This is a genomic window from Pseudomonas sp. LH1G9, assembly GCF_002949975.1.
GTDB classification, from domain to species: domain Bacteria; phylum Pseudomonadota; class Gammaproteobacteria; order Pseudomonadales; family Pseudomonadaceae; genus Aquipseudomonas; species Aquipseudomonas veronii.
Map to the genome: position 1 here is coordinate 1354805 of NZ_CP026880.1, position 23711 is coordinate 1378515.

22 protein-coding genes are annotated in these 23711 nt (G+C 60.7%); 14 read left to right on the forward strand and 8 right to left on the reverse strand.

Annotated features, from left to right (window positions below):
- Nucleotides 1-451: 451 nt before the first annotated feature.
- The 4 genes from C5F70_RS06615 to C5F70_RS06630 all read left to right on the forward strand — a co-directional run bounded on the left by C5F70_RS06615 (nt 452) and on the right by C5F70_RS06630 (nt 5552).
- Nucleotides 452-1777 (forward strand): OprD family porin, encoded by a 1326-nt coding sequence (locus C5F70_RS06615; RefSeq protein WP_026139991.1) that lies wholly within the window; start codon nt 452-454, stop codon nt 1775-1777.
- A 408-nt stretch (nt 1778-2185) separates the two neighbouring features.
- Nucleotides 2186-2899 (forward strand): hypothetical protein, encoded by a 714-nt coding sequence (locus C5F70_RS06620; protein WP_017846714.1) that lies wholly within the window; start codon nt 2186-2188, stop codon nt 2897-2899.
- Between the two features lie 127 nt (nt 2900-3026).
- On the forward strand, nt 3027-3296 hold the full coding sequence (locus tag C5F70_RS06625; protein WP_017846713.1) for a hypothetical protein: 270 nt from the start codon (nt 3027-3029) through the stop codon (nt 3294-3296).
- Nucleotides 3297-3434: 138 nt separating this feature from the next.
- Nucleotides 3435-5552, forward strand: a complete 2118-nt coding sequence (locus C5F70_RS06630; RefSeq protein WP_104902964.1) for a TonB-dependent receptor domain-containing protein — start codon at nt 3435-3437, stop codon at nt 5550-5552.
- Here C5F70_RS06630 and C5F70_RS06635 read toward each other — a convergent pair.
- The gene (locus tag C5F70_RS06635; protein WP_046383018.1) at nt 5522-5851 is read right to left on the reverse strand and encodes a hypothetical protein; all 330 of its coding nucleotides are present in this window, start codon (nt 5849-5851) and stop codon (nt 5522-5524) included. The two genes, C5F70_RS06630 and C5F70_RS06635, sit on opposite strands and share 31 nt — an antisense overlap.
- A gap of 92 nt (nt 5852-5943) precedes the next feature.
- Nucleotides 5944-7761: a sigma-54-dependent Fis family transcriptional regulator gene (locus tag C5F70_RS06640; RefSeq protein ID WP_104902965.1), complete on the reverse strand. Its 1818-nt coding sequence runs from the start codon at nt 7759-7761 to the stop codon at nt 5944-5946.
- A gap of 328 nt (nt 7762-8089) precedes the next feature.
- Between C5F70_RS06640 and C5F70_RS06645 the strand changes: the two genes are divergently transcribed.
- The 6 genes from C5F70_RS06645 (at nt 8090) to C5F70_RS06670 (ending at nt 14150) form a co-directional block, all read left to right on the forward strand.
- Nucleotides 8090-9184, forward strand: coding sequence for an ABC transporter ATP-binding protein (locus C5F70_RS06645; RefSeq protein ID WP_102618745.1), 1095 nt, complete (start codon nt 8090-8092; stop codon nt 9182-9184).
- Nucleotides 9184-10281, forward strand: a complete 1098-nt coding sequence (locus C5F70_RS06650; protein WP_104902966.1) for an ABC transporter ATP-binding protein — start codon at nt 9184-9186, stop codon at nt 10279-10281. Before C5F70_RS06645 ends, C5F70_RS06650 begins: the two co-directional genes overlap by 1 nt.
- Nucleotides 10278-11144, forward strand: coding sequence for a carbohydrate ABC transporter permease (locus tag C5F70_RS06655; RefSeq protein ID WP_046487164.1), 867 nt, complete (start codon nt 10278-10280; stop codon nt 11142-11144). The genes C5F70_RS06650 and C5F70_RS06655 overlap by 4 nt, the downstream gene beginning before the upstream one ends.
- A gap of 10 nt (nt 11145-11154) precedes the next feature.
- The gene (locus C5F70_RS06660; RefSeq protein ID WP_017846707.1) at nt 11155-11955 is read left to right on the forward strand and encodes a carbohydrate ABC transporter permease; all 801 of its coding nucleotides are present in this window, start codon (nt 11155-11157) and stop codon (nt 11953-11955) included.
- Nucleotides 11956-11965: 10 nt separating this feature from the next.
- Complete coding sequence (locus C5F70_RS06665; RefSeq protein WP_017846706.1) at nt 11966-12238, forward strand: DUF2160 domain-containing protein; 273 nt, start codon at nt 11966-11968, stop codon at nt 12236-12238.
- 169 nt (nt 12239-12407) lie between these two features.
- The gene (locus tag C5F70_RS06670; RefSeq protein WP_046487167.1) at nt 12408-14150 is read left to right on the forward strand and encodes an ABC transporter substrate-binding protein; all 1743 of its coding nucleotides are present in this window, start codon (nt 12408-12410) and stop codon (nt 14148-14150) included.
- A 120-nt stretch (nt 14151-14270) separates the two neighbouring features.
- On the opposite strand, the gene potE is transcribed toward C5F70_RS06670, so the two are convergent.
- From potE to C5F70_RS06685, 3 genes are all read right to left on the reverse strand, one after another.
- Nucleotides 14271-15599, reverse strand: a complete 1329-nt coding sequence (gene potE, locus C5F70_RS06675) for a putrescine-ornithine antiporter (RefSeq protein WP_017846704.1) — start codon at nt 15597-15599, stop codon at nt 14271-14273.
- Between the two features lie 330 nt (nt 15600-15929).
- Nucleotides 15930-16361 (reverse strand): hypothetical protein, encoded by a 432-nt coding sequence (locus C5F70_RS06680; protein WP_104902967.1) that lies wholly within the window; start codon nt 16359-16361, stop codon nt 15930-15932.
- A 147-nt stretch (nt 16362-16508) separates the two neighbouring features.
- Complete coding sequence (locus C5F70_RS06685) at nt 16509-17657, reverse strand: aldose epimerase family protein (protein ID WP_057004388.1); 1149 nt, start codon at nt 17655-17657, stop codon at nt 16509-16511.
- A gap of 138 nt (nt 17658-17795) precedes the next feature.
- Between C5F70_RS06685 and C5F70_RS06690 the strand changes: the two genes are divergently transcribed.
- On the forward strand, nt 17796-18563 hold the full coding sequence (locus C5F70_RS06690) for an SDR family NAD(P)-dependent oxidoreductase (protein WP_017846701.1): 768 nt from the start codon (nt 17796-17798) through the stop codon (nt 18561-18563).
- A gap of 6 nt (nt 18564-18569) precedes the next feature.
- Here C5F70_RS06690 and C5F70_RS06695 read toward each other — a convergent pair whose 3' ends face one another.
- Nucleotides 18570-19172, reverse strand: coding sequence for a glutathione S-transferase family protein (locus C5F70_RS06695; protein WP_104902968.1), 603 nt, complete (start codon nt 19170-19172; stop codon nt 18570-18572).
- 114 nt (nt 19173-19286) lie between these two features.
- Between C5F70_RS06695 and C5F70_RS06700 the strand changes: the two genes are divergently transcribed.
- Both C5F70_RS06700 and yghU read left to right on the forward strand, forming a co-directional pair.
- Nucleotides 19287-20213: a LysR substrate-binding domain-containing protein gene (locus C5F70_RS06700; RefSeq protein WP_104902969.1), complete on the forward strand. Its 927-nt coding sequence runs from the start codon at nt 19287-19289 to the stop codon at nt 20211-20213.
- A gap of 81 nt (nt 20214-20294) precedes the next feature.
- Nucleotides 20295-21131, forward strand: coding sequence for a glutathione-dependent disulfide-bond oxidoreductase (gene yghU, locus C5F70_RS06705; RefSeq protein WP_046383028.1), 837 nt, complete (start codon nt 20295-20297; stop codon nt 21129-21131).
- 12 nt (nt 21132-21143) lie between these two features.
- On the opposite strand, the gene C5F70_RS06710 is transcribed toward yghU, so the two are convergent.
- Nucleotides 21144-22016, reverse strand: coding sequence for an undecaprenyl-diphosphate phosphatase (locus C5F70_RS06710; protein WP_104902970.1), 873 nt, complete (start codon nt 22014-22016; stop codon nt 21144-21146).
- 180 nt (nt 22017-22196) lie between these two features.
- Here C5F70_RS06710 and C5F70_RS06715 point away from each other — a divergent pair, with 180 nt between their 5' ends.
- Nucleotides 22197-22703 carry a GNAT family N-acetyltransferase gene (locus C5F70_RS06715; protein WP_026139989.1) on the forward strand — a complete coding sequence of 169 codons (507 nt, stop codon included), beginning with the start codon at nt 22197-22199 and terminating at the stop codon, nt 22701-22703.
- Here C5F70_RS06715 and C5F70_RS06720 read toward each other — a convergent pair.
- On the reverse strand, nt 22700-23644 hold the full coding sequence (locus tag C5F70_RS06720) for a GlxA family transcriptional regulator (RefSeq protein WP_046383029.1): 945 nt from the start codon (nt 23642-23644) through the stop codon (nt 22700-22702). The two genes, C5F70_RS06715 and C5F70_RS06720, sit on opposite strands and share 4 nt — an antisense overlap.
- Nucleotides 23645-23711: the final 67 nt, after the last annotated feature.

Consider the following 23711-nt stretch of genomic DNA (forward strand, 5'->3'; position numbering starts at 1 on the left):
GGCATTCGCCGCTCTCGATAAGGGAGCCCCAAGAACGCCTGAATCAGTTTGGCCCTTTGCGGATATCCAGGCTCAGAGCGTGCCGTTTTCATCGTGCAGTTGGGACTTTAGATGTATGCGAAACATCGATGTCCAGCTCATTTCACGCGTCCGGCTGTCTTGTATAAACCTGAATTGTTACAGAAATGGAAAATTACTTTCACGGGAAACGAGGTCATTCCATCGGCGGGAAAGTGTTATAAGTTTTTCACCTTAGGCTCTGCCCTGTACTAAAAATAAACCGTTATAAAACGGTACCTTGCGCTGCGCAGTCAATGCGTTGCGACTTAGAAACCTTCTCATCTGCCATCGACTTATGACTCTTCGCTTTTGACCGCCTGACTTCAGGGGAGACCCTGCTGACTGTGCGTTGAGAGACGAGGCAGCTCTATTAAAAACAGGGGAACAAACAATGTCTTTTAAGTGGAATTTGGTGGCGCTGACGGTCTCGCTGGGTGCTAGTCAACTAGCGTCAGCCGCGGGTGTGGAGGACCAGGCGACTGCCAAGGGGTTTGTTGAAGGCAGTAGTTTGAACCTGCTGCTTCGTAACTTTTATTTTGATCGTGACGGTAAGAATTCGGCGGGTGATAAACAGGACTGGTTGCAGGTGATACAAGGCAACTTCTCCTCCGGCTTCACCCAAGGCACCATCGGTTTTGGTGTAGATGCTTACGGATACTGGGGCGTGAAGCTGGACGGTGGCAAAGGCAATGCAGGCTCTGGCAACTTGCCGGTCGACAGCAACGGCCGGCCGGAGAATGACTTCAGCAGTGCAGGCGCGTCGATCAAGGCACGGTTCTCCAAGACTGAACTGCATTATGGCAACTTGCAGCCCAACAACCCGGTCCTGGCCACGGCGGGTACTCGCGCCACGCCTCAAACAGCGACTGGCTTCAACCTGTTGAGCAGCGAAATTGAAGGGTTGAACTTCGACGCCGGGCACTTCACCAGCAGTAACGGTCCGACCACGACCAACAATAGCCACGAATTGTATGCCGGTTATGCCAACATACCGGCCAAGAGCATTGACTACCTCGGCGGTAAGTACACGCTGACCGATAACTTGTCCATGAGCGTGTTTGCCTCGGACCTCAAGGACGTCTGGCATCAATACTACGGTAATGCCAACTACACGATTCCGTTCACTGCCGATCAATCATTGAACCTGGACTTCAACATCTACCGCACCACCGATTCCGGCCAGTCCAAAGCCGGTTCCATCAACAACACCACTTGGTCGTTGGCAGCGGCGTACTCTTTCCTGAGTGCTCATACCGTCACACTGGCGTTCCAGAAAGTTCACGGCGACACGCCGTTCGACTATGTGGCCGTGGGTAATAACAAGTCGGGTGATCTGGCCGACTCCATCTTCCTGGCCAACTCGGTTCAATATTCTGACTTTAACGGCCCAGGCGAAAAGTCCTGGCAGGCCCGTTACGACTTGAACATGGCGACTTATGGCGTGCCAGGGCTGAGTTTTATGACGCGCTACCTCAACGGTGACAATATCGACGGCACGCACATGCCGGTCGGCAGCGCCTACCGTGCCTATGGTTATGGTGCTGACGGTAAGCACCATGAAACCAACTTTGAAGCCAAATACGTGGTGCAGAGCGGCCCGGTCAAAGACTTGTCGATGCGCGTGCGTCAAGCCTGGCACCGCGGTAACGCTGATCAGGCGGAAGGGGATTACAACGAAACCCGTCTGATCGTGGATTACCCAATCTCGATTTTCTAAGCGGACGATCGCCGGTCAAGTCCGGAAGACGCAACGCATTGACGGCCAGTTTCAGCTCTGCTGAAGCTGGCGTTTTTGTTTGTATAACGCGTTCTTTGTCGGCGGGAGGCTATGTCCGACGCTTGCCCTACAAGGTTGAGGTTCCCGTTTTGGCAGCCTGAACCTGCGGATCGTTACGCGCTTGTGCTGATTCGGGTGCCGACCGGCCCTGAGGTCGCTTTGTTGCGAAACCCACTGACATGCACTGGGCATTTCTCATGACCTTCCGGATGTTCTGTTGCCCAATCCTGCACTTTTTCGGATTTTTCGGATCTATCTCTATCCCAGCCATACTCATACTGCGTGTGGACATAAGAACTAGACCTGGTGCCGATGGATCATACGTTCCCGCCTCTTACCTGCCGATGGATGAACCGCCCGCGCTGGCTCGTCCTCGTGTTTCTGCTCTGCACCACCGCCTGCAGCCAGCAACAGGGGCGCGATATCGCCAGGCAATTCAGCAATGGCAAGCCTGATGAGTTTCTCCAGACCAGCGTCGACCGCATGGCCACCCTCGGCATGCGCGATAACCTGCAAAGCCTGTATCTGCTGATGAACAAGCTGTACCTGCGCAACCCCAACCAGTGGCGGCAGTCGGGTTACCTGGACGCGGTGAGCGCGGCGCGGGAAATCCGTTCGGCCATCGAAAACCGTCAACCGCTGCCCGCCCTGGGGGATCGTCGCGATCTGGCGGCCCTGAGTTACTCCTTGAGCCCCGAGTTTCGCGGCGATCGGGTCGGGGCGTTTATCTATGCGATTGGCAGCATGCTGGTGACTGCACATGGCGGGCGCACCCGGTTCTATATCTCTGACACGATCAACCCGCAATTCGTCAGCAACGCGGCGCGCAATATCGAAAAGGCCACCTGGCTGCTCAGCCAGCGTCAGGATGCCAATGGCGTGCTGCTGCTGTTTTCCAACGAGATCTCGGAGGAGGGCAGCAACCTCAGTTTCGCCGTCGAGTTCGGCAAGATCGTCGCGCGGCTCGACCTGCTGACCCAGATGCTCGATGAGCGCTACCGACGCATTGGCGTCAATTACGCGCAAAGCCTGTTGCTGATGAATTTTCTGCCGGTGCAGTGAGCGTTAGGGCCGTTGAGTGCGGTGTTTCCGTTTCCTCTGTAGGAAGTGCCCTATCTTGCACTGCACTGCTTGAAACGCCCATCTGTCGGCAATAGCCTCGGACTTTTCTTAAATATGAGGCCCTACCTTGGGTAAGCGAAAAACGGTTTGGCCCACGGATCGCGAAATTCGCCTGCGATTTATCCTGTTTGCGGTGATTGACGCCGCGAGTGCGCAAGGCGTCTCTGCCGAGCTGTTGTTACCGGCACACAAACTGCTGCAGGAGTCGCCGACTGAGGCGCAATTTCGCGACGCCCTCAACAGCATTCTGACGACCGACGAAATGTACGGTTTCCGCTTTCCGGCGGGGTCGGAGGCGGATGACTTCATGCGCGCGCTGGCGTCCGCCGCGGGCTAGGAGACAGGTAGTTTTTTCAGGGACCGGGAAGGCTCTGCGCCGTGAATAAGGCGTGACCTGGCGAGCGTCCCGGTCTTCCCATCACAGTTCGCGTGCGAGGCCTGGCCTTCACGCCCCCGCATTCCAAGGACCCGCCCCATGTTGCTGCGCCAACCCCCGCTGCTTTTTGCTGCCCTGACCCTCAGTTCCCTTGTGCAGGCCGAAGACCTGCAACTGGCGCCGGTCGAAGTCACCATCAGCGAAGCCAGCGCGGCTGAAGTGGCGCAGGCGCAGCTCAAGCGCGTGCCCGGCGGCACCAATTACATCGACATGGGCAGCGTGCAACAGGGGCGGGTGAGCACCAACGAGGACGTGTTCAAGTATCAGGCCGGGGTGTACGCCAAGGCGGCGAATAATGAAGGCGTCAAACTCTCGATCCGTGGCTCGGGCCTCAACCGCAGCCCCGGCGCCCATGCTTCCGGGTTGTACGAGACGCTCGACGGCTTGCCGCTGACGGGCCCCGGCGGTACGCCCTATGAACTCAAGGACCCCTTGTGGCAAAGCCGCGTCGAGGTGCTGCGCGGTGCCAACGGTTTTGATCAGGGCGCGCTGGCCCTGGGTGGGGCGGTCAATTACGTGACCCATACCGGCTACGACGCGCCCAAGCTGCAAGTGCGCTACGAAGCGGGCAGCCGTGGCTACGCCCAGCGCGAGATCAGTTCGGGCCAGGTGCTGGGGGATGCCGACTATTACATCAGCCTCACCGATTCCGAATCCGACGGCTATCAGCAGCAGAGCGCCGGCACGGGCAAGGGCGTCGCGGCCAACTTCGGCTACCGTTTCAACCCGAACCTGGAGACGCGCTTTTACTTACGCTACCGCGAAACCACCAACGACACACCAGGCAAGCTCACGCGCTACCAGATCAGCCATGATCCGCGTGCCGCCAACAGCCTCAACGCCGCCCGCGATTCAAAACGCCTGCAACCGGGCTCCACCTGGATCGCCAACAAGACCACGTTGCAGCTCGACGACAACGCACGGCTGGAAGTCGGCCTGGCCTATCACGACTACCCGATGGACCTGCGCGAGGGCACCAATCGCCTGAAAGTCGCCTATACCGATATCAGCGGCACGCTGAACTACATTCGCCAGGACACCCTGTTCGGTCACGACAGTAAAACCACGATCGGCCTGCGCACCACCCAGGCGATGCCCAACAATGGCGCGTCGGAATACGTGCGAATTCCTGTCGGTAATACCGCAGGCTATGCCCCCGGCACCAAGACCCGCGACTACAGCTACCTGGGCTCCGACACCGTGCTGCATATCGGCAACGACCTGGAACTGGTCCCGGACCTGTGGCTGACCACCGGCCTGGCCGCGATCTACACCCGCCGCGAAACCCAGGTGACCTATCCCGACGGCCAGGCGCCGCTCAGTCAACATGACTGGGACTATGCGCCGCGCATCGGCCTGCGCTATGACTTCACCCCGCAATTGCAGGTGTACGGCAACCTGAGCCGCTCGGTCGAGCCGCCGCATGCCTGGTCGATGATCTGGGGTTCCAACAAATACTTCGGGTCGGGCAGCGGACCGGCCACCGGCCTGCAACGCGAAGGCGTGAGTTTGAAAAACCAGACCGCCACCACCCTGGAAGTCGGCGGCCGTGGTGACGCGTGGTTCGGCCAATGGGACCTGGCACTGTACCGCTCGGAAGTGCGCCACGAGTTGCTCACCGTTGAAACCCAGGCCCAGACCCCCACCACCAACGCGATCCTCGCCGAGGCCAACGCCAGCCCCACGGTTCACCAAGGTGTTGAACTGAGCCTGCTCAGCCCGCTGTGGGACGGCGGCGGCAGCGGTAAGCTCGCCCTGCGCCAGGCCTACACCTTCAGCGACTTCCACTACCGCAACGACGACCGCTTCGGCGACAACACCTTGCCGGGCATTCCCAAGCACTACTACCAGGCACAGTTGCGCTACAGCCATCCGACCGGTTTCTACACCAGCCTCAACACCGAGCATTCCTCGCGGGTGGCGGTGGATTACGCCAATTCCTACTACGCGGCGGCCTATACCTTACTCGGCGCCACGTTCGGCTACGACGCCCCGCAGCAGGACTGGCAAGCCTGGGTTGACCTGCGCAACCTGACCAACCGCCGCTACGCCAACACCGTCACCCCGGGTTATGACGACAAGGGCCTGGACGCCGCCCGCTCCACGCCCGGGGATGGTCGGGGCATCTACACCGGCGTGTCGTGGAGCTGGCGCTGAGACACCGACAACAGACGCTCGACTTGCGCGTGCTCCCACGTACTCATCAATGCCACTGGGTTGGTGCCATAGCGTTGCCAACTGTCCAATGAGCCATGCCGCCCGTCGGGTGAGCGACAGTGCTGGCACCCCACCAGCACCGCACCTTGGGTCAGCAGCACCATCCGCCAGCCGTCGGTTTCCACGCTCACCGTGTCATCCGCTGCCGCGCAGGCGCTGATGACCCGCGTTTCCAGGGCCATATCCTTGAGCACTTGATAAGCCTCCCGTGCAGAAACGGTGGCGGCGGTTGCGGTCATCGGCGGTGTCCTCGTGATGGAGCGGCGCAGTGTCGCGTGTGGGCAAGGCGGTTTCAAGCCCGAGAGGGCAGCGGTCGATTGTTGCCCGGGTTTCAGTCATTGCCTTGGCGCAGGCGCTTGTACAGGGTGTTGCGGCTCACGCCGAGTTCCCGCGCCAGGTGGGAAATATTCCCGCCTGCCGCTTTCAAGCGCCGCGTCAGGTCAATGCTGTCCTCCAGAGGCGCGCTGGCGGGCAGCGGCGCCGTCACGTTCAGATCGACGAAGAAGTCGTCCGGCAGATGCTCCGGGCGGATCGGTTGCTCCTCGGCCATGGCCAACGCCACCTGCAACACACTGCTGACCTGGCGCAAATTGCCCGGCCACGGGTGCTGCTCGAACAACGCCAGCACCTCGGCGCTCAGCCCGGCCCACTGCTTCGGTTCGCGGTGTTGCTGCCACAGTTGTTGGAACAACGCCTGCTTGTCAGTGCGCTCGCGCAGTGGCGGCAACTCCAGGGTCAACCCGCCAATGCGGTAGTACAAATCCTCACGGAAGCGCCCGGCCTGCACCTGCTCGCGTAGCACATGGTTGGTGGCGGAGATGATGCGCAAATCCACCGGGAACAACTCGCTGCTGCCCACCGGTTGCACGCAGCGTTCCTGTAAGACCCGCAGCAAGCGGGCCTGGGTCGGCAGTGGCATATCACCGATCTCGTCGAGAAACAGCGTGCCCTTGTCGGCCTTGCGGATCAGGCCGACGCTGCCTTTTTGATTGGCGCCGGTGAAGGCGCCTTTTTCGTAGCCGAACAGTTCCGATTCCACCAGCTCAGCGGGAATCGCCGCACAGTTCACCGCGATAAATGCCTGTTGGCTGCGCGAACTGGCCTGGTGCAGGGCTTTGACGAACACCTCTTTGCCCACGCCGGTTTCACCGTGGATCAGCAGCGGAATGTCCTTTTCCAGCAGGCGCTCGGCCTGGCGCACGGCTTTTTCCACGCGCACATCGCCGAAATGCAGGGTCTTGAGGCTGATCGGTGTGGCTTGCGGCGGCGCCGGTTCGCTGAAAACCCGCGCGTGTACCGGCATCTGCTTGGGCCGCTTCAATAAACACTGGAAGCGATTGCGGCCGGCCGCCTGCAAGGAGAACGGCAAATCCTCCGGCTGATTCAGTAACTCCAGCATCGACACCTTGAACAAACGGTCGATCATCACCCGCGACAGACTGATGCCCAGCAGGTTGTCGGCGCGGCGGTTGGCCGATAACACCTGGCCGCTTTCATCAAAGATCAGCAGTCCCGCCCATTGGCTGTCGAGGTTGTTCAGCCCGGTGTTGAAGGTCAGCTGGAAATGCTCGCCGCGAAACAGGTTGAGGATCAGCCGGTTTTCCACGGTCTGGCTCATCATCTTGACCATGCCCAGGGTGTGGGAGGGCGGCAGGTAGCTGTCGCTGGACACGTCCAGCACCGCGATGATTTCGCGCTGGGCGTCGAAGATCGGCGCCGCCGAACCGGTCATGAAGCGGTTGGCCTTGAGGAAGTGTTCATCGTGTTCGATATGCACCGCCTGGGCACAGGCCAGCGCGGTGCCGATGGCATTGGTGCCGCTGGAACGCTCCATCCAACTGGCGCCGGGGCTGAAACCACGGGCCAACTTGGGGTCGATAAAGCGCTGGGTGCCCCACGACGTCAAAACCTGGCCCTGGTTGTCGGCCAGCATGATCAGGCAGTTGGAGTTGCTCAGGATGTTCTCGTAGTAAGGCAACACTTCCTGGTGGGTGGTCTGCACCAGGGAATGCTGGCTCTCCAGCAATTGGCTGATGCTCTCGGCGGGCAGTTGGTCAAAGCTGGGTGGGCTCTGGTGGTCCAGGCCGAATGCGCGGCAGCGGCGCCAGGACTCCTGGATGAGGGTGTCGTGAGTCAGCGGTTCGGCCATGGAGACCTTCTTTTTATTGTTTTTGGGTCTTGCGCAATCTAACGGATGTCACCCGGTCGATGTGGGAGGGGGCAAGTCGAATCGTCGCACCGCCCCTCCCGCATGTGTTCTGCGTTGCTCAGTCAATCGGGTTCAAACAGTGTTGTTCAGAACTGTTCATTGTCAACCCGCTGAGTGTTCAGTTGTTCAGTCCGAATTGTTCATTTTTGTTCGCTCCCGAACCTCGCTTTCAGGGCATTTCCTTGTGGATCAAGCACCTGCTGCGGTTGGCACGAAACTCGCTGTGACCACTGGCCAGATTCATTCCAATAATAAAAAAGGGCGTGTCATGTCATTGACCCTGGAACATGTCTCCCGCGTCATCGAAGGCCAGACCTGGATCGACGACGCCAACCTGCGTTTCGAGGCCGGCTCCTTCAATGTGCTGCTCGGTCGCACCCTGTCCGGCAAGACCAGCCTGATGCGCCTGATGGCCGGCCTGGACAAGCCCGACAGCGGCCGCATCCTGATGAACGGCGTGGATGTCACCGCTAAACCGGTGCGCCTGCGCAACGTGTCGATGGTGTATCAACAGTTCATCAACTACCCGACCATGACCGTGTTCGAGAACATCGCCTCGCCGTTGCGCCAGGCCGGTGTGTCCAACGAGCTGATCCAGAGCAAGGTGCTGGAAACCGCGAAGATGCTGCGCATCGAGAAGTTCCTCAAGCGCCACCCGCTGGAGCTGTCCGGCGGCCAGCAGCAACGCACGGCGATGGCCCGCGCGTTGGTGAAGGATGCCGAACTGATCCTGTTCGATGAGCCGTTGGTGAACCTGGACTACAAACTGCGCGAAGAGCTGCGTCAGGAAATGCGCGAGCTGTTCAAGGCCCGCCACACCATTGCGATTTACGCCACCACCGAGCCCAACGAAGCGCTGGCACTCGGCGGCACCACCACCATTCTCCACGAAGGCCGGGTGATCCAGAGCGGCAAGGCGGCCGAGGTCTATCACCAGCCGCAGACCGTATTGGCCGCCGAGTTGTTTTCCGAACCGCCGATCAACCTGATGCCGGGCAGCATCAGCGGCAATGAAGTGAGCTTCGCCAATTTCGTACACTTCCCACTCAATGTTGACCTGCGTCCCATCGGCGAGGGCGAGTTCCGCTTTGGCGTGCGCCCCAGCCATATCAGCCTGGTGCCCAGCAACGACGACGACCTCGAACTGGCGGTGACCGTGGAAGTCGCCGAGATCAGCGGCTCGGAAACCTTCCTGCATGTGCGCAGCGAGCATTTCCTGCTGGTGCTGCACTTGCCGGGGGTGCATGAGTACGACGTCGACGCGCCGATCCGTGTGTATATCCCCACCCATAAACTGTTTGTGTTCGATGGCCAGGGCCGCTTGGTCCAGGCCCCCGGGCGCCGTGTCGCGAGGGTTGCCTGATGGCCGAGATCCATTTGCAGAACCTGGCGCACAGCTACAGCCCTACGCCGACAGGTCCCGAGGACTACGCCATTCGGGAAATGAACCACGTATGGGAGCAGGGCGGCGCCTACGCCTTACTCGGGCCTTCGGGCTGCGGCAAATCAACCCTGCTTAATATCATCTCCGGCCTGCTCAGCCCGTCCGAAGGGCAAGTGCTGTTCGACCATAAAGTGGTCAACGAGCTGACCCCGGAAAAACGCAACATCGCCCAGGTGTTCCAGTTCCCGGTGGTGTACGACACCATGACGGTGTTCGACAACCTGGCTTTCCCGTTGCGTAACCAGGGCATGGCCGAGGCGAAAATTCACAGCAAGGTGCAGGAAATTGCCGAAGTCCTCGACCTGCAAAGCCTGCTGAGCAAAAAGGCACGCAACCTCACTGCCGACGAAAAACAGAAAGTCTCCATGGGCCGGGGCCTGGTGCGTGACGACGTCTCGGCGATCCTGTTCGATGAACCGCTGACGGTGATCGACCCGCACCTCAAATGGAAACTGCGGCGCAAGCTCAAGCAGATCCACGAGCAGTTCAATATCACCATGGTCTACGTGACCCACGATCAACTGGAAGCCTCGACCTTCGCCGACAAGATCGCGGTGATGTACGGCGGGCAAATCGTGCAATTCGGCACGCCGCGGGAGTTGTTCGAGCGGCCGAGCCATACGTTTGTCGGCTATTTCATCGGCAGCCCTGGGATGAATCTGATCGAAGTGCAGGCTGAGGCCGGCGGAGTGCGTTTTGCCGACACCCATCTGCGGTTGTCCGAGGCCGTGCAGCAACGCCTCGCCGACACGCCCTACACGACCTTGCAGGTGGGCATCCGCCCGGAATTCATTCATGTGTGGGATGAGCATAACCCTGACGCACTGCAAGCCGACGTCACTCATATTGAAGACCTCGGCACCTACAAGATCCTGACCCTGAACCTGGACGGCGCCACCCTGAAAGTGCGCCTGGCCGAAGACAAACCGGTGCCCGAAGGCACAGCTTCTATCAGCTTCCCCGCGCAGTGGCTGATGCTCTACGCCGACGATTACCTGCTGGAGGTGCGGCCATGAACAAGGTGCAGAACAACAAGGCCTGGTGGTTGGTGTTGCCGGTGTTCCTGCTGGTGGCATTCAGTGCGGTGATCCCGATGATGACGGTGGTCAACTACTCGGTACAGGACATTTTCGACCAGTCCAGCCGCTATTTCGTTGGCACCGACTGGTACAAGCAGGTGCTGCTCGACCCGCGCCTGCACGACTCGCTGCTGCGCCAGTTCATCTACTCGGCGTGCGTGCTGCTGATCGAAATCCCGCTGGGCATCGCCATCGCCCTGACCATGCCGACCAAGGGCCGCTGGTCATCGCTGGTGCTGATCATCCTCGCCATTCCGTTGCTGATTCCGTGGAACGTGGTGGGCACCATCTGGCAGATTTTCGGTCGCGCCGATATCGGCCTGCTCGGTTCTACCCTCAATGCGATGGGCATCAGCTACAACTATGCGGCCAACACCATGGACGCCTGGGTCACGGTGCTGGTGATGGATGTCTGGCACTGGACCTCCCTGGTGGCGCTGCTGTGCTACTCGGGGCTGCGCGCTATTCCAGATGTGTACTACCAGGCGGCGCGTATCGATCGGGCGTCGGCCTGGGCGGTTTTCCGACATATCCAGCTGCCGAAGATGAAAAGTGTGCTGCTGATCGCGGTGATGCTGCGCTTCATGGACAGTTTCATGATCTACACCGAGCCCTTCGTACTGACCGGTGGCGGGCCGGGTAACGCCACCACGTTCCTCAGCCAGACGCTGACCCAGATGGCTGTCGGCCAATTCGACCTGGGCCCGGCCGCGGCGTTTTCCCTGGTGTACTTCCTGATCATCCTGTTGGTGTCCTGGCTGTTCTACACCGCCATGACCCATTCCGACGCCAACCGCTGAGGCCACCAACATGAGCAAGCGCAAAGTCATACCGCTGCTGATCTACATTCTGTTCCTGCTGGTGCCGATCTACTGGCTGCTGAACATGTCCTTCAAAAGCAACACCGAAATCCTCGGCGGGCTGACGCTGTTTCCGCAGGATTTCACCCTGGCCAACTACAAGGTGATCTTCACTGACCCGAGTTGGTACACCGGCTATCTCAACTCGCTGTACTACGTGAGCCTGAACACGCTGATCTCCTTGAGCGTGGCGCTGCCGGCGGCGTATGCGTTCTCGCGCTATCGCTTCCTGGGCGACAAGCACCTGTTTTTCTGGCTGCTGACCAACCGCATGGCGCCGCCGGCGGTGTTTCTGTTGCCGTTTTTCCAGCTGTATTCGTCCATCGGCCTGTTCGACACGCATATCGCGGTGGCCCTGGCGCACTGCCTGTTCAACGTGCCATTGGCGGTGTGGATTCTCGAAGGCTTCATGTCGGGTGTGCCCAAGGAAATCGACGAAACCGCCTACATTGACGGCTACTCCTTCCCCAAGTTCTTTGTGAAGATTTTTATCCCATTGATCGGCTCCGGCATCGGCGTGACGGCGTTTTTCTGCTTCATGTTTTCCTGGGTCGAACTGCTGCTGGCGCGCACCCTGACTTCGGTCAATGCCAAGCCCATCGCGGCGGTGATGACCCGTACCGTCTCGGCGTCGGGGATCGACTGGGGCGTGCTGGCGGCGGCGGGGGTGTTGACCATCCTGCCCGGCATGCTGGTGATCTGGTTTGTACGCAACCACGTGGCCAAGGGCTTTGCCCTGGGCCGGGTCTGAGGAGTCGATGATGGAATGGATGGCCTGGACCACCCCCACCGCGCTGTTCTTTGGCGGTATCGCCCTGATTCTGGCGGGCATGACCACTTGGGAACTGCGCGCGCCGAGTATCCCTCGGCGCGGGTTTCTGCCGATCAGCACCACCCGTGGTGATCGTTTGTTTATCGGTCTTCTCGGTAGCGCTTACCTGCACCTGCTGGTGATCGGCGCAACCGACTGGAGCATCTGGGTGGCGTCCGCGCTCTCCCTTGTATGGCTGTTGTGTGTGATGCGTTGGGGCTAGTGCGGATGCCTCTATTCTCTGTAGGAGCGAGCGTGCTCGCGAAATTCGTCAACGATAACGCGGCGTTTCTGGGCGTGCGCGGTGTCTGGGCGTTTTTCGCGAGCAAGCTCGCTCCTACAAGGGGTGTGTGGCGTTTGTAGTCCCTTTTGAAATCAACCAGGAGGTCTCTATGTTCGATAAAAACAATAAGCTGCGACATAGCATTTCATTGGCCGCCGTATTGGCCCTCAGTGGTTTGAGCGCCACGGCCTGGGCCGATGCGTATGAAGAGGCGGCGAAAAAATGGATCGGCAGCGAGTTCAAGCCGTCGACCCTCACGGCCGACCAGCAGCTCGAGGAACTCAAGTGGTTCATCAAGGCCGCCGAACCGTTCCGTGGGATGAAGATCAACGTGGTGTCGGAAACCCTCACCACCCATGAGTACGAATCCAAGGTGCTGGCCAAGGCCTTCAGTGAAATCACCGGTATCAAGCTGACCCACGACCTGCTGCAGGAAGGCGATGTGGTGGAAAAGCTGCAAACCCAGATGCAGTCCGACAAGAACATCTATGACGGCTGGGTCAACGATTCCGACCTGATCGGTACGCACTTTCGCTACGGCAAAACCGAATCCATCACTGACCTGATGGCCAACGAAGGCAAGAACTTCACCTCGCCGACCCTGGATATCAAGGACTTTATCGGTATCTCCTTCACCACCGCGCCGGACGGCAAGATCTACCAGTTACCCGACCAGCAATTCGCCAACCTGTACTGGTTCCGCGCTGACTGGTTCGAGCGGCCGGAGCTGAAAGCCAAGTTCAAGGAAAAATACGGCTACGACCTCGGCGTGCCGGTGAACTGGTCGGCCTATGAAGACATCGCCAAGTTCTTCAGCGAGGACGTCAAGGAAATCGACGGCAAGCGCATCTATGGGCACATGGACTACGGCAAGAAAGACCCGTCCCTCGGCTGGCGCTTCACCGATGCCTGGTTCTCCATGGCCGGTGGCGGCGACAAGGGTTTGCCCAACGGTTTGCCGGTGGACGAGTGGGGCATTCGCGTCGAGGACTGCCACCCGGTGGGCTCCAGCGTGACCCGGGGCGGCGACACCAACGGCCCGGCCGCCGTGTTCGCCACGCAAAAATACGTGGACTGGATGAAAGCCTACGCACCGCCGGAAGCGGCCGGCATGACCTTCTCCGAATCCGGCCCGGTGCCGTCCCAGGGCAACATCGCCCAGCAGATCTTCTGGTACACCGCGTTCACGGCCGACATGACCAAGCCGGGCCTGCCCGTGGTCAACGCCGACGGCACACCGAAATGGCGTATGGCGCCGTCGCCCGTCGGGCCTTATTGGGAAAAGGGCATGAAGAAGGGTTATCAGGACGTGGGTTCCTGGACCTTCCTCAAGTCGACGCCTGAGAAGCAGAAGCTCGCGGCCTGGCTGTACGCGCAGTTCGTCACCTCGAAAACCGTGTCGCTGAAGAAAACCATCGTCGGCCTGACGCCGATCCGTGAGTCGGACATCAATTCCCAGGCCATGACCGACCTGGCGCCGAAGCTTGGCGGCCTGGTGGAGTTCTACCGCAGCCCGGCCCGGGTCGAGTGGACCCCGACCGGCACCAACGTGCCGGACTATCCACGCCTGGCGCAACTGTGGTGGAGCAACATTGCGGCGGCGGCCAGCGGCGAGAAAACCCCGCAACAGGCGCTCGACAACCTGGCCAAGGAGCAAGACGCGATCATGACGCGCCTGGAACGCTCCAAAGTGCAACCGGTGTGCGGTCCGAAAATGAACCCGGAGCGTGACGCCCAATACTGGTTCGACCAGCCGGGCGCGCCGAAGCCGAAACTGGCCAACGAGAAACCCAAAGGCGAAACCGTGGCCTACGGCGACCTGCTCAAGCAGTGGGAGGCGGCGCGTAAATAATCAGTTCAGGCAAACGCGGTAAACACTGTGGGAGGGGGCTTGCCCCCGATAGCGGTGGTTCAGTCAATACATGTATCGACTGGCGCAATCGGGGGCAAACCCCCTCCCACATTTTGATCTTCATCTGCCAGGGGAATCTGCCGGTTCCCCAATAAACCGCTTGGCCAGGAAGCCATACAACAGATACCCGAACGCCAGCACCAGCATCGCGCCAAATACCGCCTCTTCACCGCAGGCATAAATCGCATACAGCGAATACCCCACGGCCACCAGCACCACCAACGTATTGCGCGCCTGCACCGTCGCGCTGGCGTGTGCCTTGTACATCATCACCAGCAGGCCGGTGAGGGCGGTCACGTAGGGCAGCAGGTTGGTCACCACGGCCAGGTTCACCAGTTTGCTGAACTGCGCGCTGGCGCTGGGCGAGATGGTCGACAAGGCAATCAGGCTTTGCAGCGTGGCACACGCCAGCAGCCCCAGCACCGGTGCATTCGCGGCGCTGATGCGGCTGAAAAACCGCGGAAACAGGCGTTGGTCCGCCGACATCTTGGCCGTTTGCGCCAGAGTGAATTGCCAGCCCAGTAACGAGCCGATACAGGCCACCACCGCCAGCGCCATGATCAGCTTGCCGACCCAGGGGCTGAACATCTGTGCGTAAACCAGTGCGAACGGTGCGGAGGACGCGGCCAGTTCGGCATTGGGCACGATGCCCTGGATCACCGCAGTCGACAGCACATACACCACCGCCACCCCAAGCGTGCCGAGCAGGCAGGCCAGGGGCACGGTGCGGTTGGGGTTCTCCACCGCGTCGTAGCCCTGGGCGGCCGACTCCATGCCAAGAAACGCCCACAAGGTCAGAGGAATACTCGCACTGACGGCGTCCCACAGGTGCCGTTGGTGTGGGTTCCAGGCGGCCGTGAACACCTCGGGCTTGAAATAGAACCAACCGATCACGCAGAGCCCCGCCACTGGAATGATCACGCCCCATACCGTGACCACTCCGATGCGCCCGGTGATGCGCGGGCCGCCGAAGTTGGCCACGGTGGTCAGCCAGATCAGCCCCAGGCTGCCGACGAACAACGGCCCCGGCCCGCTGCCCAGCCACGGAATGAACGACGACAAATAACCCACCGCCGAAATCGCAATCGCCACATTGGCAATGATCAGCGACAGAAAATACAGAAACGAACACAGGAAAAACCCCGACTTGCCGTGGGCCTCCTCGGTATACGCCGACATCCCGCCGCTGTGGGTACAGAACAGCCCGCATTGAGCGAAGCCGTAGGCGATCGCCATCGAACCGAGCGCAGTGACGACCCACGACAGCAGTGAAATCGCGCCCAGTTGCGCCATGCTGGCCGGCAACATGATGATCCCCGAACCCATCATATTGATCGCTACCAGGGTGGTCAGGCCCAACAGGCTCATCTTCTTGCTTGGTGCGGCCATCCGGAACTCCTTGTGATCAACGCAAAACCTGAACTGTGCTTTCGGTGCGCCAACCCTGCGCGGCGGCAGTCGGGCGACATCGTCACGCGCAGGATGCCCGTCTCGGTGCGACGGTGTTCGGCTTTGGCGGTGAAGGCGCGTTATTCGATCAAGCGGCTATTCATTGAGGGCCATGCTGATCCCACTGATGAAACTTGCGCAAGGAAAAAGCCGAAATAGGCAGGATTGGCGTAGGGACAGCGGCGTCCCTGGGTAGGACGCTCGCTACTGTGCTCACTCAACGGTTCGATTTATCACCCCGACGCCTGAGCCGCACATTCAAGGGAGGGATCAGGCCATGGCCTGCGGTTGGATGCGCAGTTCGCCGTCGACATCCTTGGCCAACCCACTGGCCAGAAACAACGGGGCGAGGCGCTTGTGCAACTGTGGCTCGACAAACTCCTTCACCATCGGCAATGCCAGCACACCACTGAGCGGCAACTCCGCCTTGGTGTACGACAGCCACGCCTTTTTCAACATCAACAGCACATCGCTGCCGGCCGTCGAGGCAAAGCGGCGGTGGGTGGGTTTTGTGTCGAGGTTGAAGGTGTGCTGGAACTCATAGCCGGTTTCCTCCCCGCCAGCGGCAGCACAGCGCACGCAGGTGCAGGGGCCGTCGCCGAATGCGTTGCGCAGGTAGGCGTTGAAGTCCACCACGGGTTTGAGTGACAGACGCTTATCCACCTCGAACAGGTCTCCGGTCATTTTTTCGTCAGTGTTCAACGTCCAATTCCTTGCTGGTAGGCGGCTTTTCAAAGCGCGGCACAATAGCAGCCAAGCACGGTTTTGGGGACTATTTGCATCACATTAGCGCCGGACGCCGGCTTGCCGGCGACAGCGTTTCGGTCGCCGGCAAGCCCGCCGCCATCCTCAATCGGCGGAAAACTTCAAGATGGTGCGCTGGGTGTAGGTCTGCCCGGGGTCCAAGCGTGTCGAGGCAAACGTCGGTTGGTTCGGCGCATCGGGAAAGTGCTGGGTCTCCAGTGTGAAACCGCTCCAATGCAGGTAGGTTTTGCCTGCCTTGCCCTTCACCGAGCCATCGAGGAAGTTGCTGGTATAGAACTGCACCCCAGGTTCCGTGGTGTAGAGCTGCAAACGGCGGCCGGAGGCGGGGTCGTACACGTCGGCGGCGAGTTGCTTGATGTCGCCCTGGGTATCCAGCGCCCAGTTGAAGTCAAACCCGCCCTGTTTTGGCTCGGCGAATTTGAGTTGCGGATGCGCGTCCTTGATGTGCTGGCCGATGGCGGTGGGCTGGAGAAAGTCCATCGGCGTGCCCTTGACCGGTGCCACTTCGCCGGTGGGAATCAAGGTGGCATTCACCGGCGTGTAGTGGCTGGCGTGCAAGGTCGCCACCTGCTTGAGGATGTCGCCGTTGCCCGCGCCGGCGAGGTTGAAATAGCTGTGGTTGGTGAGGTTGAGCACCGTCGGTTTGTCGGTGGTGGCCTTGTAGTCGATGTGCAATTCGTTGTTGTCGTTGAGCCGATAGGTGACTTCGGTGGTCAGGTTGCCGGGAAAGCCCATCTCGCCGTCCTTGGACAGGTAGGTCAGGGTCACGCCGACCGAATCCTTGTCCTTGACGGGCTTGGCTTGCCACACGCGCTTGTCGAAGCCCTGGGCGCCGCCATGCAGCGAATTGGGACCGTCGTTGAGCGGCACCTGATAACGCTTGCCGTCGAGCTCGAACGCACCGCCGGCCAGGCGATTGCCGAAGCGGCCAATGGTCGCGCCAAAAAACGCCGTACCGCGCTGATAGCCCTGCACATCATCGAAGCCGAGCACCACGTCCTCGACCTTGCCGTGCTTGTCCGGCACTTTCAGCGCCTGCAACACGCCGCCATAGGTGATGACCGTGGCTTGCATGCCATGGCTGTTGCGCAATATGTACTGCTCGACAGCGGTGCCGTCGTTGGTTTTCCCGAAGGGTTTGTGTTCACTGGACAGACCGGCGGCCTGCGCGCCACCGCTGGCGATCAGCATGGACAAGGCGAGGCCGGACAACAGGTATCGAGGGTGCTTCATGGTCGAACTTCCTTTTGTTGTTTTGAGTGGAATAGTTCTACTAATGTGCGATATTTTGTCGGTTAGGCCGCAAATTTATAGCCTTAAACGCCGATTTCGTAAAATAAAATAAGACTAATTGATCGAGGCAACCTTGATATGAGTACTGAACAGGCCGTTTATCCCGACCTCAAGGGCAAGACCGTATTGATTTCCGGAGGCGCTTCGGGGATCGGCGAATTCATGGTGCGAGCCTTCGCTGGGCAGGGGGCCAAGGTGGCGTTCGTCGACCGCGCGCAAGGCCAGGGCGAGCGCCTGGCCGCGTTGTTGAGTGCCCAGGGGCACACCGTCGAGTTCGGTCACTGCGATATCACCGACGAGATTGCCTACAAGGCCGCGATTGCGCGCTTCGAATACGCCCTGGGGCCGATCACCGTGTTGGTGAACAATGCCGCCAACGACGTGCGTCATACCCTGGAGGAAGTTGATTCGGAGACGTTCGACAAGCTGATCGCGGTCAACCTCAAGCACGCCTTTTTTGCTGCCAAGGCTGTGGTGCCGATGATGAAACGTGCGGGCGGCGGTTCGATCATCAACCTGGGCTCCGTTGGCTGGATGATGGCCTCCGCCGGCTACCCGGTGTACGCCGCCAGCAAGGCCGCCGCCCACGGCATGACGCGGGCGCTGGCGCGTGAGCTGGGCCCGGACCGTATCCGCGTCAATACGCTGGTGCCGGGTTGGGTGATGACCGAAAAACAATTGACGATGTGGGTCGACGACGCCGCCAAGGAACTGATCAGCCGCAGCCAGTGCCTGCCTGGCAGCGTATTGCCGGAACACATCGCCAGCATGGCGCTGTTTCTCGCCTCGCAGGCGTCAGCGATGTGTTCGGCGCAGAACTTCATTGTCGATGGCGGCTGGGTGTAACTCCGGTCATTTGATGGGGTAGCGCTTGAAGGCCGGGTGCTGCTCCAGGCGTTCGGCGTGGCGTTGCACATGGGGGAACGCATCTGCCTTGACCACCGAGGCCACGGTGAACTGGCTGAAGGACCAGGCGACCGCTACCGTCAGCGAGGCCTGGGTCAGCGCTTCGCTGTCGGCCTGGCTCAGGTGTTTGTCCAGCAGCGTATACGCGGCCAGCAATTGCCCGCTGACGCGGTCGAGCCACGGCGCATGCTGCTTCTCGGCCGGCCGCAGGTTGTGTTCATAGACGATCTGCACGCTTTTCTCACAGGCCGCCAGGGCCAGCCCGAGCAACTGCAGGTCCTTGGCGCGTGCCGCCGGGGGCTGCGCCAGCAACTTTCTGTCAGCTGGCGCGAGGGCTTCGAGGTAATCCAGGATCAGGCTGGAGTCCATCAACACGGTCCCATCGTCCAGCACCAGGGTGGGCGCCTTGACCACGGGGTTGATCCGCGCGAATGCGTTGTAGGTGCTGAACACGGACAAGGGCTCATGCACAAAATCCACCCCGTACAGTTCCAGGGAAATGGCCACGCGACGTACATAAGGCGAGTCCAGCATGCCGACCAGTTTCATAAAGCCTCCTTGGTAATGGGTAGTTGGCAGGATTGGTTAATTTAGGTAACTTTAAAGCGGCTGTAGGTCCTGCAATATCGATTATTTTTACCGTGAAAGGTTAGCTGAGCTTACATGAACGCATTTCCTCCCTTGACCTGCCTGCGCAGCTTCGAAGCCACCTCGCGATTGGGCAGCGTGACTTTGGCGGCCAGGGAACTGCACGTCACCCACTCAGCCATCAGCCAGCAGATCAAAGTGCTGGAAGAGCTCGTCGGTCTGGCCCTGTTCGTGCGCGAAGGTCGCGGCCTGCGGGTGAGCGAAGACGGGCGCCTGTACGCCTTGCAGATTCGCAAGGCGCTGGGAGATATCGCCGAAGCCACGCGCTTGATCCAGGCCCAACCCAAGACCGATGAACTGGTGGTCGCGGTGCTGCCCTCGTTCGGCTGCTCCTGGCTGGTCCCACGCCTGCCGACGTTCCAGGCGTTGTACCCGCATATCCGCATTCGCTTGCAAGCCAGCCTGAGCATTTCCAACCTGCATCAGGAATCGGTCGATATCGGCATCCGCATGGGCGAGGGCGATTGGGACGGCGTAGAGCAGCGGCTGTTGTTTCACGATGAAGTGATCGCCGTGGCCGCGCCTCATTTCAATCACGGGCAGTTGCCGCAGACACCAGAGCAGATCGTCGACAGCCCGATCATCCATAGCACCGAGTCCTGGCTGCCATGGTGCGAGGCGGCGGGCGTCGAGATGTCCGGTGAGCGCGCCGGCTTATGCAGCAATGACTCCAACCTGATCCTGGAGGCGGTGCGCCTGGGGCAGGGCATCGCCCTGGAGCGGCGCAGCCTGGTGCAGGACGCCATCGCCCGTGGCGAACTGGTGCAGCTCGGCGATATCAGTGTGCCCTACGCGTATCCCTACTGGCTGGTCTGGCCGCCCCGCGAAGGTTCGCACACCAAGCAGCAGGCGTTTTCCCAGTGGTTGTTCAAGGAAGTGGACGGCTACCTGGGGCAATTGAAAGGCGTTACCGATAAGTGTCCACCCAGCGCTCAAGGATGAAGGCTGGGTTGTGACGCAACCCCAACCTTTGGTTTAGTCTGGGTCGATTCGTTGACCTCAAGCACATCAGGAGTCGTAAGCATGACCGAATACGTACCCCCCAAGGTCTGGACCTGGGACACCGAAAGTGGCGGCACGTTCGCCAGTATCAACCGGCCCATCGCCGGGGCGACCCACGACAAGGTACTGCCGGTCGGCAAACACCCGCTGCAGTTGTACTCGCTGGCCACGCCCAATGGGCAGAAAGTCACGATCCTGCTCGAAGAGCTGCTGGCCCTCGGGCATACCGGCGCGGAATACGACGCCTGGCTGATCAAGATCGGCGACGGCGACCAGTTCGGCAGCGGCTTTGTGGCGGTGAACCCGAACTCGAAAATCCCCGCCTTGCTCGACCGCAGCGGCGCCACGCCGATTCGCGTGTTCGAGTCCGGTGCGATCCTGCAGTACCTGGCGGAGAAATTCGGGGCGTTCTTCCCGACTGAACCTGCGGCCCGCGCCGAGTGCCTGTCGTGGCTGTTCTGGCAGATGGGCAGCGCGCCGTACCTGGGCGGTGGTTTCGGGCATTTCTACGCCTATGCGCCGAGCAAGATGGAGTACCCGATCAACCGCTTTGCCATGGAAACCAAGCGCCAACTGGATGTGCTCGACAAGCGCCTGGCCGTGAGCGAGTACATTGCCGGTGACGACTACACCATCGCCGACATCGCAATCTGGCCCTGGTACGGCGGCCTGGTCAAAGGCCGCCTGTATGACGCGGCGCAGTTCCTTTCGGTGCAGGATTACAAACATGTGCTGCGCTGGGCCGATGCGATCGAGGCGCGCCCGGCGGTGCAGCGTGGACGGCGGGTCAACCGGGTGTCCGGGCCGCTCGAAGAGCAACTGCCGGAGCGGCACGATGCACGCGATTTCGAGCGCTGAGGTCGATGAGGCTCAGCTCAACAACCCGGTGCTGACCGCCACGATCAGGAAGATCCCCAGCAGCGCGCGGTAGATCACGAACGGCCAGGTGGAGAACCGCTCCAGGAACTTCATCAGGCCCCAGATCGCGAAGAACGCCGAGACGCTGGCGACTACCAGGCCAAACAGCAAGTGCGGCCAGGCATGCACCGGCATATCGGCGTGCAGCAGCACCCACAGCTCCTTCAAGCCGGCGAGGGCGATCGCCGGCAGGCCCAGCAGAAAAGAGAAACGCGCAGCCTCTTCACGCTTGAAATTGAGGAACAGCGCGGCGGTCAGTGTGGAGCCGGAGCGCGAGACCCCGGGAATCAAGGCGCCAATCTGTGCGATACCGACGATCAACGCATCGCGCAGGCGCATTTCGCTCACCTCCCGCGTATGCCGCGCACGCAGTTCGGCCGCCGCCAGCAACACTGCCATCACCACGCAGGCAATGCCGATCACCATCAACCCGCGCAGCGGCGAGTTACAGGCATTCAAGGTCGACGACAACGCCAGGCCGGCAATGCAGATCGGAATGGTCGCCAGCACAATCGCCACCGCCAGCTTGAACCACTGATTGTTGTAGTCACCCTGGCGCACCGCGCCAATGCTGCCGCTGACCACCTGGCGCACATCGCGCCAGAAGTAACTGACCACCGCCGCCAGCGCCGCCAGTTGCATCGCCGCCGAAAACGCCGAGCCCGGATCCTGCCAGCCGAGCAGGGCGGGGATCACACGCATATGGGCGGTGGACGACACCGGCAACAACTCGGTAATGCCCTGGATCACGCCCAGGATGAAAATCTGCAGGTAATCCAGGGAGGCGAAGCCCACATCCAGGCCGGCGGAACAGACGTTGGTCAAAGTACATGTCCTTGAGAAAAAAAGAGGCAGCCGGCGAAGTTTATTCGAAATGTTTCGAAGGTTCGGGCGAGGCGGCAGCTATCTGCAATCGATTCAGCAAGTAGAAAGGTTCATGCCGCTATTGGACTGGGGCAGCGTTTTGTGAACAATGGCGCCCTGCGTTTTTTCACCGAGAGCCTCATGCCTGAAACCACCGTCGAATTGATCCAGACCGGCCCGGAAGCGTCCGAGCTGATCCGCAACCTGTACCAGTACTACGCCTATGAATCCTCGGACTGGGAGCAGGAAGATGTCGAGGCGGACGGCCGTTTCTACATCCATGACGAACACCTGAACCGCTATTGGCACGACCCGCAGTGGAGCGCCAACCTGCTGCTGGTCGACGGTTATATCGCCGGCTTCCTGCTGATCGAAGGCAGTGAATTGCCGGGCATCGATGCCCTGGAACTGGCCGACCTGTTCATCCTCAAGCGCTACCGGCGCAAGGGCATCGGCAGCGCGATCGCCACCCAGGTGCTATGCAGCGGCGCGGCCAACTGGCTGGTGCGTTTCTATGACCAGGATGAAGTGTCCCAGGCGTTCTGGCGCACCGTGCTGGATAACCTGCCACGCCCGGTGCAGACCCTCGAACTGGACGATGATCCGCAACTGACCAGTTACCTGATCACGCGGGCGTCGTTGCACTAAACGCTGCGCTCGCTGAAAAAAGCCTGCTGCATGGCCTGGGGCGGCTGCCCGAAGGCACGCAGAAACGCCTGGCGCATGCGCTCGCGGTCGCCGAAGCCGGTTTCGCGGGCGACCACCTCGACCGGGTGGCGGCTGGTTTCCATCATCGCCCGCGCCGCTTCCACCCGCAGGGATTCGATGGCCTTGGCCGGTGTCTGCCCGGTTTCTTCGCGAAACACCCGGCTGAACTGGCGCGGGCTGAGCCGGGCGACATCGGCCAGGGCTTCCACCGACAGGTCGTGGGTCAGGTTCTCGCGGGCATAGGCCAGGGCCAGTTGGATGCGGTCGGATTTGGGGTCCAATTCCAGCAACGCCGATAACTGCGACTGTTCGCTGCCCCGGCGCTGGGCAATCACCAGCTTGCGCGCGATACGCCGGGCGAGGTCGCTGCCCAGGTCGTTCTCCACCATTGCCAGCGCCAGGTCGACCCCAGCGCTCATGCCGGCGCCGGTCCAGATCTGGCCGTCGACGATGAACAGTTTGTCTTCTTCCAACTGAATATCCGGGTAGCGCTTGCGAAACGCCGGTGCGTGAATCCAGTGAGTGGTGGTGCGCTTGCCCGCCAATAACCCGGCCTCGGCCAGCACAAAGATGCCCATGCACAGCGAGGCGACACGCCGCGATTGAGCGGACGCGGCCTTGACCAGCGCCAGCAGGTTGGCCTCCGGCAGGCGAAATTCCAGGTAACCGCTGACGATCAGGGTGTCATAGCCCTGCGGCCGGATCGGCGTGGTGTTCACCGAGAACCCCTGGGACGTCATCACCGCGCCGCCGCTTTCCGACACCAGGTGAAACTCGTAGGCCGGCTCGCCGCGCAGCAGGTTCGCGCACTCGAACACCGAGCCCAGGCTGAGGCTCAGGGACTGGAAGTTCGGGTAAACCATCAGCGCAACGCTATGCATCGCCATACTCCAACGCGGGCGGGAGGGGCGATTGTCGGCGCGTGCCGGGAAAACGGCAACCGGGTTC